Genomic DNA, 13,429 nt, shown 5'->3' with positions numbered 1-13,429 from the left:
TGCCATGAATTAACAGCGAGGAGTGTGTTCGCAAATGGCGAAAGAGAAAAAACGTGGCTTTTTTTCATGGCTAGGCTTTGGCCAGAAAGAGCAGGCTTCTGAACAAGAACCAGAACAAAAAGTAGCTGAAGAACAATCGGTTGCAGAAGAAGTTGTTGAGCAGGTTATCGAACCTGAACAACCGCAAGCGACGGAAGAAGCGACACAGCCAGAAGAAGCTAAGCCAGAACCCCATCCTGAGGTGCAACCTGACATTCAGCCAGAAATTCTGACTGAAGTTGAATCCGTTGTGCCTGAAAAGCACGAAGAACCAGAAGCCTTCGCAGAAGAGATCGTCGAAGTCACTGAAAAGCTCGTTGAGAGCGAAGTGCAGGTGGCTGAGCCTGAAATTATCCCAGAGCCAGAGCCAGAGCCAGAACGTAAGCCGGAAATCACGGCGCAAATTGCTATCGAGCACGAAGAATTACGGGTTCCGGAAGAAGTCATCCCTGAGCCTGAGATTGTGCAACAACAACAGGCAGAAGAGTGGCAGCCAGAACAAGAGCCAGTGGTTGCTGAACCTGAGCCAGAAATTGAGCCTGAAACCGTTGTTGAGCCAGAAGAAGTTGCCATTCTTGCGGTTGAAGACGTTGTTGTCGAAGAAGAGTTGATTGAAGCGATACCTGTTGCAGCCGTTGTCGTTGAAGAGGCGCCGGTTGAACTCGAACCTGAAGAAGTCGAAGCAACTCAGGCCGAAGAAGAGCAGCAACAAGAACAAGAGAAACCGACCAAAGAAGGTTTCTTTGCGCGCCTCAAACGTAGCTTAATCAAGACCAAACAGAACCTCGGTTCCGGATTTATCAGTCTGTTCCGCGGCAAGAAAATCGACGATGATCTGTTTGAAGAGCTCGAAGAGCAGTTGCTTATCGCCGATGTCGGCGTAGAAACAACGCGCAAAATCATCACCAATCTGACAGAAGGCGCGAGCCGTAAAGATCTGCGTGACGCGGAAGCGTTATATGGCCTGCTGAAAGAAGAGATGGGCGAAATTCTGGCGAAAGTCGATGAGCCGCTCAACGTTGAAGGCAAAACACCGTTTGTTATCTTAATGGTGGGCGTCAACGGGGTGGGTAAAACCACTACCATCGGCAAACTGGCGCGTCAGTTCCAGCAAGAAGGCAAATCTGTCATGCTGGCGGCGGGCGATACCTTCCGTGCCGCAGCGGTTGAGCAGCTCCAGGTTTGGGGCCAGCGCAATAACATTCCGGTTGTCGCTCAGCACACCGGTGCCGATTCTGCATCGGTGATTTTCGATGCGATTCAGGCGGCTAAAGCACGTAATGTCGACGTCCTTTTGGCGGATACCGCCGGGCGTTTGCAGAACAAAGCGCACCTGATGGAAGAGCTGAAGAAAATCGTCCGTGTGATGAAAAAACTGGACGTCGACGCACCGCATGAGGTTATGCTCACTCTCGATGCCAGCACTGGCCAGAATGCGATAAGCCAGGCTAAATTGTTCCATGAAGCCGTTGGATTGACAGGCATTACGTTAACCAAGCTGGATGGTACAGCCAAAGGCGGCGTGATTTTCTCCGTTGCCGATCAGTTTGGTATTCCGATTCGCTACATTGGCGTCGGCGAGCGTATTGAGGACTTGCGTCCGTTTAATGCGGGCGATTTTATAGAGGCACTTTTTGCCCGAGAGGATTAACCATGATTCGCTTTGAACACGTTAGTAAGGCCTATCTCGGTGGGAGACAAGCGTTGCAGGGAGTCACCTTCCATATGCAACCTGGCGAGATGGCTTTTCTGACCGGTCACTCAGGAGCCGGGAAAAGTACCCTGCTCAAGCTTATCTGCGGTATTGAGCGGCCAAGTGCCGGAAAGATCTCTTTTAGCGGCCATGATATTAGCCGCCTCAAGAGCCGCGAAGTGCCATTCCTTCGTCGCCAGATTGGTATGATCTTCCAGGATCACCATTTGTTGATGGACAGAACGGTGTACGACAACGTAGCCATCCCGCTGATTATCGCGGGTGCTAGCGGCGAAGACATTCGCCGTCGCGTCAGCGCGGCACTGGATAAAGTCGGCCTGCTCGATAAAGCGAAGAATTTCCCGATTCAACTCTCTGGCGGTGAACAACAGCGCGTTGGCATTGCCCGAGCCGTGGTGAATAAGCCTGCGGTACTGCTGGCGGATGAACCGACTGGTAACCTTGATGACGCGCTCTCGGAAGGGATTTTGCGTCTGTTCGAGGAGTTTAACCGCGTTGGCGTAACGGTTCTGATGGCGACGCACGATATGGGGCTGATTTCCCGCCGTAACTATCGCATGTTGACCCTAAGTGACGGCCATTTGCATGGAGGCCTGGCAGGTGAATAAACGCAGCGCGCTCAATCACATAAAGCGCTTCAGCAACAAGCTGGATAAAATCAACTCGCTGAATAAGTTAGGGGATTTAGGCCGCTCGGTGAAAAAACGCGGCAAAGGTCCTCAATCGAAAAGTAAATCCCTTAAGGGCGGCGTAAATGAACAATTCCGTTACGCCTGGCAGGGTGCTTTGCAGGATTTACGCAGCAAGCCTTTAGCCACCTTCCTGACGGTGATGGTTATCGCCATCTCCCTGACGTTACCTAGCGTGTGCTACATGGTTTACAAGAACGTGAACCAGGCCGCCACACAGTATTATCCTTCACCGCAAATCACGGTTTATCTCGATAAAGCGCTTGATGACAATGCTGCCCAGCAAGTTGTGGGAGCGATTCAGGCGGAAGAGGGCGTCGATAAAGTTAACTATCTTTCCCGTGATGAAGCGCTGGGCGAGTTCCGTAACTGGTCAGGCTTTGGCGGCGCGCTGGATATGCTGGAAGAAAACCCGCTGCCTGCTGTTGCAGTCGTGAATCCAAAACTCGACTTCCAGACCACCGACCATCTGAATACCTTGCGTGACCGCGTGGCGCGGATTAACGGTGTCGATGAAGTGCGTATGGATGACAGTTGGTTCGCCCGTCTTGCTTCGCTTACCGGTCTTGTGGGCCGTGTGGCGGCAATGATTGGTCTGCTGATGGTAGCGGCAGTGTTCCTCGTGATTGGTAACAGCGTGCGCCTGAGCATCTTTGCCCGTCGCGACACTATTAACGTGCAAAAACTGATTGGTGCGACTGACGGATTTATCCTGCGCCCGTTCTTGTACGGCGGTGCGCTGTTAGGGTTTAGCGGAGCGTTCTTGTCGCTGATCCTGACTGAAATTCTGGTGTGGCGTTTGTCTTCGGCAGTAACGGAAGTGGCGCAAGTGTTCGGCACTAAGTTTGATCTCACAGGCTTAGGATTCGATGAATGCTTGTTGCTGTTGCTAGTCGCATCCATGAGCGGTTGGTTAGCTGCCTGGATAGCAACTGTGCAACATTTACGTCGTTTTACCCCAGAGTAAAATTTTTTTGGTATACTTGTTCCCTGCTACGAAGTACCCGTCAGCAGGGGACACGCTCCCACCTCGGTTAGTGTATCTCCTGCCTAGTTTCATAGCTCTGTCACATTTTGTGTGTAATATATGCACAGCTTTACAGTGAACTTGTGGATAACATCACTGTCTGAGTTTACTGTGAGTGTTACGGTTTGGCGCTTGACGTGGAGTCAGGTGCAGCACGGTGTAGCAACCTGTACGTTAGTCTCTAAGAGAGGGTTTGAATGACCAAAGAAATGCAAAATTTAGCTTTAGCCCCTGTTGGTAACCTGGAATCCTATATCCGGGCCGCTAACTCCTGGCCGATGTTAACGGCTGAGGAAGAGAAGGAGCTGGCTGAAAAGCTGCATTACCAGGGCGATCTGGAAGCAGCGAAAAGGCTGATCCTGTCTCACCTGCGCTTTGTTGTTCATATCGCTCGTAATTATTCGGGCTATGGCTTGCCGCAGGCTGACTTGATTCAGGAAGGCAACATCGGCCTGATGAAGGCTGTACGTCGCTTTAACCCAGAAGTGGGTGTGCGTCTGGTGTCGTTTGCCGTGCACTGGATCAAAGCGGAAATTCACGAATACGTGCTGCGTAACTGGCGTATTGTGAAAGTGGCAACCACTAAAGCACAACGTAAGTTGTTCTTTAACCTGCGCAAAACAAAACAGCGTCTGGGTTGGTTCAACCAGGATGAAGTCGAAATGGTCGCCAACGAGCTGGGTGTTTCCAGCAAAGATGTCCGTGAGATGGAATCTCGCATGGCGGCGCAGGACATGACTTTTGACATGGGTAATGACGACGACTCAGACAGCGCGCCAATGGCTCCAGTGCTGTTCTTGCAAGATAAGTCTTCTAACTTTGCCGACGGCATCGAAGACGACAACTGGGAATCCCACGCCGCTGACAAACTCAGCGATGCGATGTTGGGCCTGGATGAGCGTAGTCAGGACATCATCCGTGCACGTTGGCTGGATGAAGACAATAAAAGCACCCTGCAAGAACTGGCCGACCGCTATGGCGTTTCCGCCGAGCGTGTGCGTCAGCTTGAAAAGAACGCCATGAAAAAACTGCGCATGGCCATCGAAGCGTAAGTTCTTCAGAAAGACAAAAAAACCGCCTTGCAGGGCGGTTTTTTTATGCCTGTCACTTTCCTGTTCATCTTGTGAAAAAATTGTTATTCCAAAAGCCGCAAATTCGGGTATGTTTTTAACACGGAGTGCGGCGAAGGCCTGCGCGGTAATCTCCACCTAAAAAATAAAACAGTGCCAAAACAACACAACAAATACCCATTAGCATTCGAGTTGCAGGTAGGCGGCCAGGGAGCTTATCCCGATGAACTTACTAAGGTAAGTGATTATTCGGCCCATCCATGGGCCTCACCCCTTCGGGGCGCTGGTAACAGCGTTCAAATCTGCTCCCGGCAGATTTGTTGGGTCAGTGAGTGCAGCCAACACCCCTGCAGCTTGAAGGATGATGGGTAAATACCAATCACAACAAGAATGGGGATTCTCAGGATGAACATGAAGGGCAAAGCATTATTGGCGGGTTGTATTGCGCTTGCGATGAGCAACGCGGCATTTGCTAAGGACATTAAAGTAGCGGTAGTTGGGGCGATGTCTGGCCCGGTTGCACAATATGGCGACCAGGAATTTACCGGTGCAGAACAAGCGGTTGCGGATATTAATGCCAAAGGCGGCATCAAAGGCGACAAACTGGTTATCACTAAATACGACGATGCTTGTGACCCGAAACAAGCGGTAGCGGTTGCCAACAAAGTTGTTAATGATGGCATCAAATATGTTATCGGCCACCTGTGTTCCTCTTCCACTCAGCCTGCGTCTGATATTTACGAAGACGAAGGCATTCTGATGATTACACCTGCGGCAACGGCTCCAGAGCTGACCTCACGTGGTTATAAACTGACGATGCGTACCACCGGTCTGGATTCTGATCAGGGCCCAACCGCAGCGAAATACATCCTGGATCATGTGAAGCCGAAAAACATCGCGGTTATTCATGACAAGCAACAGTACGGTGAAGGCCTGGCGCGCTCTGTTCAGGATAACCTGAAAAAAGGCGGCGCAAACGTGGTGTTCTTTGACGGCATCACCGCAGGTGAGAAAGACTTCTCCACGCTGGTGGCGCGCCTGAAGAAAGAAAATATCGATTTCGTTTACTACGGTGGCTACCACCCGGAAATGGGCCAGATCCTGCGTCAGTCTCGCGCTGCGGGTCTGAAAACTCAGTTCATGGGTCCAGAAGGTGTGGCGAACGTTTCTCTGTCTAACATTGCCGGTGAATCTGCTGAAGGCCTGTTAGTCACCAAACCGAAGAACTACGACCAGGTTCCTGCGAACAAACCGGTTGTAGATGCGATTAAAGCGAAGAAACAAGATCCAAGTGGTGCGTTCGTCTGGACAACTTACGCGGCATTGCAATCTCTGGCAGCGGGTCTGAACAAGTCAGAAGATCCGGCTGAAATCGCAACCTATCTGAAAGGCGCTTCTGTGGATACCGTAATGGGTCCATTGAGCTGGGATGCGAAGGGCGACCTGAAAGGCTTTGAGTTCGGCGTGTTTACCTGGCATGCGAACGGCACAGCGACTGACGCTAAGTAAGTTTTTACGCCCTCACCCTCACCCTCTCCCAGGAGAGGGGATTTTTCGGTAACCCCCTTCTCCCTCAGGGAGAGGGTCGGGGTGAGGGTTGTTTAATTACTTCTTCCAGCCACCACTCTGAACTTCAAACCCAACCGCCTGCATAAACGCCGTCATAACATCACGGTCTTGCACACCTGCATCGCTCATCCACCATCGCGTGATGTCAGGATTACTGCGAATCACCTCTTCCATTAAATACTGCCCCACGCCACGACGACGGGTAATTTCACGCACCCGCAGCGAATCTAAAGCGCCTTCAGTATCAGCCAGTGTGACGCGAACCGCGCCCAGCAACCGGTCGTTAAATTTTGCAGCGTAAATCCGGTGGGTATCACTAAGGGTAAGCGAAGCGCTGGAATATTCCGGCCAGATCTTTGCAAGATCGATCTCATCCTGAGCACTACACTCAAACAGACGAATGATGGTGAGTTTCATAAGCGAGCTAACCAAAAAGCGGGAAAACCCCGAGTGTAACCAATTTATTTGCGTCAGACGCTTTATCTTTTAATTGCCAGATACCAGACGATTAAGTTTTACGTCAAACATAAGCCAGTTTGATAAGTGGTGGATTGAAAAATGGTCAGTATAAAACCCTAAAACCTGGTGTTTTATTCCGCTCTTTGTATCGCTATTTTATGCTGAAAACGCTGCTTTTTTTTGTTTAACTATCAGCAAATACAGAATAATATCTTTGCTTAATAGCCTGAAAAATAGAGAGTTTAGCCTTAAATATTGTAAATATTAACGCTAAACCCTTAACGGCGCTCATAAAAATGGTTAAAGGTTGAAAAATGCACAGTATGCTTTTTAACCAAAATAAAACCACAAAATCACGAAAAATGGGGATTCAAAGAATGAAGGTAAACGCGAAGACATTAGTCGCCGGGTTGGTTGCTTTGGCGGTGTCTCACGCGGCAACGGCAGCAGACATTAAAGTTGCGGTTGTTGGTGCAATGTCAGGGCCGGTTGCGCAGTGGGGCGACATGGAGTTCAACGGTGCGCGCCAGGCGATCAAAGATATCAATGCTAAGGGCGGCATCAAAGGCGACAAACTGGTTGCGGTTGAATACGACGATGCGTGCGATCCAAAACAAGCCGTTGCGGTTGCCAACAAAATCGTGAACGACGGTGTGCGTTACGTTATTGGCCACCTGTGCTCCTCTTCCACTCAGCCTGCGTCTGATATCTACGAAGACGAAGGCATTCTGATGATTACCCCTGGTGCGACTAACCCAGAGCTGACTCAACGCGGCTACAAAATGATTATGCGCACCGCAGGCCTGGACTCTTCCCAAGGTCCAACCGCGGCTAAATACATTCTTGAAACCGTGAAGCCGAAGCGTATTGCCGTCATTCATGACAAACAGCAATACGGTGAAGGTCTGGCGCGTTCTGTACAAGACGGCCTGAAAAAAGGCGGCGCGGATATCGTCTTCTTCGACGGTATCACTGCGGGCGACAAAGACTTCTCCACGCTGGTGGCTCGCCTGCAAAAAGAAAATATCGACTTCGTTTACTACGGCGGCTATTACCCGGAAATGGGCCAGATCCTGCGTCAGGCGCGTGCTGTTGGCCTGAAAACTCAGTTTATGGGACCAGAAGGTGTGGGTAACGCATCTTTGTCTAATATCGCGGGTGCCGCGGGCGAAGGCATGTTAGTCACGATGCCAAAACGCTATGACCAGGACGTCGCCAACAAAGCTATCGTAGATGAGCTGAAAGCGCAGAAGAAAGATCCAAGCGGCCCGTACGTGTGGATCACATATGCAGCCGTTCAGTCTCTGGCGACCGCTCTTGAGCGTACCGGTAGCGAAGAACCTGCAGATTTAATTAAAGATTTAAAAGCAAACGGTGCGAAAACCGTGATTGGGCCGCTGAACTGGGATGAGAAAGGCGATCTGAAGGGATTTGAATTTGGTGTCTTCCAGTGGCATGCCGACGGTTCGTCTTCCGTAGCGAAGAAGTAAGTCGCCAGTCATTCTGGGTCATCCCTCCTCTCCGGCGGCTATGCGTCGGAGAGGGAATAAATAAGGTCATTGTATGTCCGAGCAGTTCCTCTACTTCCTGCAGCAGATGTTTAACGGCGTCACGCTGGGCAGCACCTACGCGCTGATCGCCATCGGTTACACCATGGTTTACGGCATTATCGGCATGATCAACTTCGCCCACGGCGAGGTCTACATGATTGGCAGCTACGTCTCGTTTATGATCATCGCAGCGCTGATGATGCTGGGCATTGATGTGGGCTGGATGCTGGTCGGTGCCGGTTTCATTGGTGCAATTGTCATCGCCAGTGCTTACGGCTGGAGCATCGAACGCGTCGCGTATAAACCCGTTCGTAATTCTAAGCGTCTGATTGCACTGATCTCTGCCATCGGTATGTCCATCTTCCTGCAAAACTACGTTAGCCTCACTGAAGGTTCGCGCGACATCGCACTGCCAAGCCTGTTTAACGGCCAGTGGGTTATCGGAGCGAGCGAAAACTTCACCGCAACCATCACGACTATGCAGTTGGTTATTTGGGTGGTGACGTTCCTGGCGATGCTGGCGTTGACGCTGTTTATTCGTTACTCGCGCATGGGCCGCGCCTGCCGCGCGTGTGCAGAAGATTTGAAAATGGCGAGCCTGCTCGGCATTAACACTGACCGCGTTATCTCTCTGACCTTTGTGATTGGTGCGGCAATGGCGGCGGTTGCGGGCGTCCTGCTCGGCCAGTTCTACGGCGTTATCAACCCGTACATCGGCTTTATGGCAGGTATGAAAGCCTTCACCGCCGCGGTTCTTGGCGGTATCGGCAGTATTCCTGGTGCGATGATTGGTGGCCTGATCTTAGGTGTTGCGGAAGCGCTGACCTCGGCGTATCTGAGTACTGAATACAAAGATGTGGTTTCCTTTGCGCTGCTGATTGTCGTCCTGCTGGTGATGCCTACCGGTATCCTGGGCCGTCCGGAGGTCGAAAAAGTATGAAACCGATGCATGTTGTTTTAGCACTCCTTTCGGCGGCTATCTTCTTCGTTCTGGCTGGCGTCTTTATGGGCGTACAGCTGAGCCTCGACGGCACTAAGCTTGTGGTAAACAGCGCCGAATCAGTGCGCTGGGAATGGGTTCTGATAGGTACGGCGATTGTTTTCGTCTTCCAGTTATTGCGCCCTGCCTTCCAGAAAGGTATGAAAAAAGTCTCCGGCCCGAAGTTTGTGCTGCCTGCGTTAGACGGCTCCACACCAAAACAGAAACTGTTCTTGCTGGCGTTGTTGGTGCTGGCTGTGGCCTGGCCGTTTGTCGTGTCACGCGGTACGGTCGACATCGCAACACTGACGATGATCTACATTATCCTCGGCCTTGGTCTGAACGTGGTGGTCGGTTTATCTGGCTTGCTGGTGCTGGGTTACGGCGGCTTCTACGCCATCGGCGCCTACACCTTCGCATTGCTCAACCACTATTACGGTCTGGGATTCTGGACATGTCTGCCGATTGCAGGCCTGGTTTCGGCTGCTGCAGGTTTCCTGCTGGGCTTCCCGGTGCTGCGTTTACGCGGTGACTATCTGGCGATTGTGACGCTCGGTTTCGGTGAAATCGTCCGTATTCTGCTGCTCAACAACACCGAAATTACCGGTGGCCCGAACGGCATCAGCCAGATCCCAAAGCCAACGCTGTTTGGCCTGGAGTTCAGCCGCAGCGCACGTGAAGGGGGCTGGGATACCTTCAGCAACTTCTTCAACGTCGCCTATAACCCCGGCGATCGCATTATCTTCCTCTACCTCGTCGCCCTGTTGCTGGTGGTGCTGTCGCTGTTTGTGATTAACCGCCTGCTGCGTATGCCGCTGGGTCGTGCGTGGGAAGCGTTGCGTGAAGATGAAATCGCCTGTCGTTCACTGGGTCTGAACCCAACGCGCATTAAGCTGACTGCATTTACCATCAGCGCCGCGTTTGCTGGTTTTGCCGGTACGCTGTTTGCTGCACGTCAGGGCTTTGTGAGTCCGGAATCATTCACCTTTGCTGAGTCGGCATTCGTGCTGGCAATCGTGGTTCTGGGTGGGATGGGCTCGCAGTTTGCCGTTATCCTCGCCGCCGTGCTGCTGGTGGTTTCCCGCGAGTTGATGCGTGATCTGAACGAATACAGCATGTTGGTGCTGGGTGGCCTGATGGTGCTGATGATGATCTGGCGTCCACAAGGTTTGCTGCCGATGACACGTCCGCAATTGAAGCTGAAGAAAGAACAAGTGGAACAAGTCAAAGGAGAGCAGGCATGAGTCAGCCATTGTTATCCGTAAACGGTCTGATGATGCGTTTCGGCGGCCTGCTCGCTGTAAACAATGTTTCTCTGGAACTGCATCCTCAAGAAATTGTGTCGTTAATCGGCCCCAATGGTGCCGGTAAAACCACCGTGTTCAACTGCCTGACCGGTTTCTATAAGCCGTCAGGCGGCACCATCATGTTGCGTGATCAGCATCTTGAAGGTCTGCCGGGCCAGCAAATTGCGCGAATGGGCGTGGTGCGTACTTTCCAGCACGTGCGTCTGTTCCGTGAAATGACCGTAATTGAAAACCTGCTGGTGGCTCAACATCAGCAGCTGAAAACCGGCGTGTTCTCAGGCTTGCTGAAAACACCTGGCTTCCGTCGTGCCCAAAGCGAAGCGCTGGACCGCGCCGCCACCTGGCTTGAGCGTATTGGTCTGCTTGAGCAGGCAAACCGCCAGGCAAGCAACCTTGCGTATGGCGATCAGCGTCGTCTGGAGATTGCGCGCTGCATGGTCACGCTGCCAGAAATCCTGATGCTGGATGAACCTGCCGCAGGCCTTAACCCGAAAGAAACGCACGAACTCGATGAGCTGATCATGGAGTTACGTAACCACCACAACACCACCGTGCTGTTAATTGAGCATGATATGAAACTGGTGATGGGCATTTCTGACCGGATCTACGTTGTGAACCAGGGGACGCCGCTTGCGAACGGCACACCGGAGCAAATCCGTAATAACCCTGACGTAATCCGCGCGTATCTGGGTGAAGCATAAGAATGGGCGAGGCAAAGATGGAAAATATCATGTTGTCATTTGACCAGGTGAGCGCCCATTACGGAAAAATTCAGGCGCTGCACGGAGTCAGTTTACATATCAAACAGGGTGAGATTGTGACCCTGATTGGCGCGAATGGCGCGGGCAAAACGACGCTGCTCGGCACGTTGTGCGGCGACCCGCGCGCTTCCAGCGGCAAAATTACTTTTGATGGCAAAGACATCACCGACTGGCACACCGCGCGCATCATGCGTGAAGCGGTGGCGATTGTGCCGGAAGGTCGCCGTGTGTTCTCACGCATGACGGTGGAAGAGAACCTGGCGATGGGCGGTTTCTTCGCTGAGCGAGACCAGTATCAGGAACGCATCCAACGCGTTTATGAACTGTTCCCCCGCCTGCAAGAGCGCCGCATTCAGCGTGCGGGCACCATGTCCGGTGGCGAGCAGCAGATGCTGGCGATTGGCCGTGCGTTGATGAGCCAGCCGCGCTTGCTGTTGCTGGACGAGCCATCGCTTGGCCTGGCGCCAATCATCATTCAGCAGATTTTCGATACCATCGAGCAACTGCGTAGCGAAGGCATGACTATCTTCCTCGTCGAGCAGAACGCCAACCAGGCGTTGAAGCTTGCTGACCGGGGCTACGTGCTGGAGAACGGTCACGTCGTACTGGAAGATACCGGCGACGCGCTGCTGGCTAACGAAGCGGTACGTAGCGCTTATCTCGGCGGATAATTGATTGCTTAATCGTGAAGGAGCCTGCGGGCTCCTTTTTTTATGTCATCACTTTTACTACTTTCTTTAACCTCTCTGTCACGATCCTGTCACCTGATGGTTATTTTACTGTCATACGCGCATGTCATGTTTTGATGCGAACAAAAACGCGTACTTTCGCGCAGCTTAAATGCCTCATAACTAGAGAGATAAGACATGACTGCATCATTACGACGTACAGCACTTTGCCTTGCGCTTGGATGCGTACTTAGTAGCAACGCTATCGCCGCCACCTCAATTCCTTTCTGGCACTCGATGGAAGGTGAACTGGGTAAAGAAGTGGACTCTTTAGCACAACGCTTTAACCAGACCCATCCTGACTACAAAATTGTCCCGGTTTATAAAGGCAACTACGAACAAAACCTGGCGGCAGGGATTGCGGCCTTCCGCTCGGGTAACGCCCCGGCAATTCTGCAAGTGTATGAAGTCGGTACTGCAACCATGATGGCTTCGAAAGCGATCAAGCCGGTGTATGAAGTCTTTAACGATGCAGGCATTAAGTTTGACGAATCCCAGTTTGTCCCGACGGTTTCCGGTTACTACACCGATTCAAAAACCGGCCATTTGCTCTCCCAGCCGTTTAACAGCTCCACGCCGGTTCTCTATTACAACAAAGACGCCTTTAAGAAAGCCGGTCTGAATCCGGACCAGCCACCAAAAACCTGGCAGGATTTGGCTGAGTACACCGCCAAACTGAAAGCTGCGGGCATGAAATGCGGCTACGCCAGTGGCTGGCAGGGTTGGATTCAGATTGAAAACTTCAGTGCCTGGAACGGCCTGCCGGTTGCCACGAAAAACAACGGCTTTGACGGCACTGAGGCGGTGCTGGAGTTCAACAAACCTGAGCAGGTGAAACACATCGCCATGCTCCAGGAACTGAACAAGAAAGGGGATTTCAGCTACTTTGGCCGTAAAGACGAATCCACCGAGAAGTTCTACAACGGGGATTGTGCGATCACCACCGCTTCTTCTGGCTCGCTGGCTGATATCCGTCAGTACGCCAAATTCAACTACGGCGTGGGCATGATGCCTTACGATTCCTCTATCCCGAACGCGCCACAAAACGCCATCATTGGTGGGGCCAGTTTGTGGGTGATGCAGGGCAAAGACGCCGCGACTTACAAAGGCGTTGCTGAGTTCATGCAATTCCTCGCCAAACCAGAAATCGCAGCGGAATGGCACCAGAAAACCGGTTACCTGCCTATCACCAAAGCGGCTTACGATCTGACGCGTGAGCAAGGTTTCTACGAGAAAAACCCAGGTGCTGACATTGCGACGCGCCAGATGCTGAACAAGCCACCATTGCCATTCACCAAAGGTTTGCGTCTGGGCAATATGCCGCAGATTCGTACCATCGTGGACGAAGAACTGGAATCAGTGTGGACCGGCAAGAAAACCCCTCAACAAGCGTTAGACAGCGCGGTTGAACGCGGTAATCAATTGCTGCGCCGTTTCGAGCAGTCGACTAAGTCCTGAAAACAACCCTCACCCTAACCCTCTCCCTGAGGGAGAGGGGAACTTTGTTGCTCCCTCTGCTGGGGGAAAGGGGATCTTC

12 protein-coding genes are annotated in these 13,429 nt (G+C 52.1%); 11 read left to right on the top strand and 1 reads right to left on the bottom strand.

Going from position 1 to position 13,429, the window contains the following annotated elements:
* The first annotated feature begins 34 nt into the window (after window positions 1-34).
* From ftsY to WBL83_RS20300, 5 genes are all read left to right on the top strand, one after another.
* Window positions 35-1,690 (top strand): signal recognition particle-docking protein FtsY, encoded by a 1,656-nt coding sequence (gene ftsY / locus WBL83_RS20320; protein ID WP_424590823.1) that lies wholly within the window; start codon window positions 35-37, stop codon window positions 1,688-1,690.
* A gap of 2 nt (window positions 1,691-1,692) precedes the next feature.
* Window positions 1,693-2,361 (top strand): cell division ATP-binding protein FtsE, encoded by a 669-nt coding sequence (gene ftsE, locus WBL83_RS20315; RefSeq protein WP_216375999.1) that lies wholly within the window; start codon window positions 1,693-1,695, stop codon window positions 2,359-2,361.
* Window positions 2,354-3,409: a permease-like cell division protein FtsX gene (gene ftsX, locus WBL83_RS20310; protein WP_424590822.1), complete on the top strand. Its 1,056-nt coding sequence runs from the start codon at window positions 2,354-2,356 to the stop codon at window positions 3,407-3,409. Before ftsE ends, ftsX begins: the two co-directional genes overlap by 8 nt.
* A 257-nt stretch (window positions 3,410-3,666) precedes the next feature.
* Window positions 3,667-4,521, top strand: a complete 855-nt coding sequence (gene rpoH, locus WBL83_RS20305) for an RNA polymerase sigma factor RpoH (RefSeq protein ID WP_034499532.1) — start codon at window positions 3,667-3,669, stop codon at window positions 4,519-4,521.
* A gap of 423 nt (window positions 4,522-4,944) precedes the next feature.
* Window positions 4,945-6,048 (top strand): branched-chain amino acid ABC transporter substrate-binding protein, encoded by a 1,104-nt coding sequence (locus WBL83_RS20300; protein WP_424590821.1) that lies wholly within the window; start codon window positions 4,945-4,947, stop codon window positions 6,046-6,048.
* A gap of 96 nt (window positions 6,049-6,144) precedes the next feature.
* Here WBL83_RS20300 and panM read toward each other — a convergent pair whose 3' ends face one another.
* On the bottom strand, window positions 6,145-6,525 hold the full coding sequence (gene panM, locus WBL83_RS20295) for an aspartate 1-decarboxylase autocleavage activator PanM (RefSeq protein WP_424590820.1): 381 nt from the start codon (window positions 6,523-6,525) through the stop codon (window positions 6,145-6,147).
* Between the two features lie 419 nt (window positions 6,526-6,944).
* Between panM and livK the strand changes: the two genes are divergently transcribed.
* From livK to ugpB, 6 genes are all read left to right on the top strand, one after another.
* Window positions 6,945-8,057, top strand: coding sequence for a high-affinity branched-chain amino acid ABC transporter substrate-binding protein LivK (livK, locus tag WBL83_RS20290; RefSeq protein WP_424590819.1), 1,113 nt, complete (start codon window positions 6,945-6,947; stop codon window positions 8,055-8,057).
* Between the two features lie 73 nt (window positions 8,058-8,130).
* Window positions 8,131-9,057: a high-affinity branched-chain amino acid ABC transporter permease LivH gene (livH, locus tag WBL83_RS20285; RefSeq protein WP_424590818.1), complete on the top strand. Its 927-nt coding sequence runs from the start codon at window positions 8,131-8,133 to the stop codon at window positions 9,055-9,057.
* Entirely contained in the window at window positions 9,054-10,340 is a 1,287-nt protein-coding gene (locus WBL83_RS20280; protein ID WP_424590817.1) for a high-affinity branched-chain amino acid ABC transporter permease LivM, read from the top strand. Before livH ends, WBL83_RS20280 begins: the two co-directional genes overlap by 4 nt.
* Entirely contained in the window at window positions 10,337-11,104 is a 768-nt protein-coding gene (gene livG / locus WBL83_RS20275) for a high-affinity branched-chain amino acid ABC transporter ATP-binding protein LivG (RefSeq protein ID WP_424590816.1), read from the top strand. The genes WBL83_RS20280 and livG overlap by 4 nt, the downstream gene beginning before the upstream one ends.
* 17 nt (window positions 11,105-11,121) lie before the next feature.
* Window positions 11,122-11,835: a high-affinity branched-chain amino acid ABC transporter ATP-binding protein LivF gene (livF, locus tag WBL83_RS20270; protein ID WP_424590815.1), complete on the top strand. Its 714-nt coding sequence runs from the start codon at window positions 11,122-11,124 to the stop codon at window positions 11,833-11,835.
* Between the two features lie 195 nt (window positions 11,836-12,030).
* Window positions 12,031-13,350 carry a sn-glycerol-3-phosphate ABC transporter substrate-binding protein UgpB gene (gene ugpB / locus WBL83_RS20265; protein WP_424590814.1) on the top strand — a complete coding sequence of 440 codons (1,320 nt, stop codon included), beginning with the start codon at window positions 12,031-12,033 and terminating at the stop codon, window positions 13,348-13,350.
* Window positions 13,351-13,429 lie beyond the last annotated feature (79 nt).

It is taken from the genome of Buttiauxella sp. (assembly GCF_049686335.1).
Classification (GTDB): Bacteria; Pseudomonadota; Gammaproteobacteria; order Enterobacterales; family Enterobacteriaceae; genus Buttiauxella.
This window is presented reverse-complemented; position numbering and strand designations above follow the sequence as displayed.

Coding starts and splice junctions, on each gene's coding strand:
- livK (WP_424590819.1), top strand. CDS start 6,945: ATGAAGGTAAACGCGAAGACATTAGTCGCCGGGTTGGTTGCTTTGGCG.
- rpoH (WP_034499532.1), top strand. CDS start 3,667: ATGACCAAAGAAATGCAAAATTTAGCTTTAGCCCCTGTTGGTAACCTG.
- ftsY (WP_424590823.1), top strand. CDS start 35: ATGGCGAAAGAGAAAAAACGTGGCTTTTTTTCATGGCTAGGCTTTGGC.
- livG (WP_424590816.1), top strand. CDS start 10,337: ATGAGTCAGCCATTGTTATCCGTAAACGGTCTGATGATGCGTTTCGGC.
- panM (WP_424590820.1), bottom strand. CDS start 6,525: ATGAAACTCACCATCATTCGTCTGTTTGAGTGTAGTGCTCAGGATGAG.
- livH (WP_424590818.1), top strand. CDS start 8,131: ATGTCCGAGCAGTTCCTCTACTTCCTGCAGCAGATGTTTAACGGCGTC.
- WBL83_RS20300 (WP_424590821.1), top strand. CDS start 4,945: ATGAACATGAAGGGCAAAGCATTATTGGCGGGTTGTATTGCGCTTGCG.
- livF (WP_424590815.1), top strand. CDS start 11,122: ATGGAAAATATCATGTTGTCATTTGACCAGGTGAGCGCCCATTACGGA.
- ftsE (WP_216375999.1), top strand. CDS start 1,693: ATGATTCGCTTTGAACACGTTAGTAAGGCCTATCTCGGTGGGAGACAA.
- WBL83_RS20280 (WP_424590817.1), top strand. CDS start 9,054: ATGAAACCGATGCATGTTGTTTTAGCACTCCTTTCGGCGGCTATCTTC.
- ugpB (WP_424590814.1), top strand. CDS start 12,031: ATGACTGCATCATTACGACGTACAGCACTTTGCCTTGCGCTTGGATGC.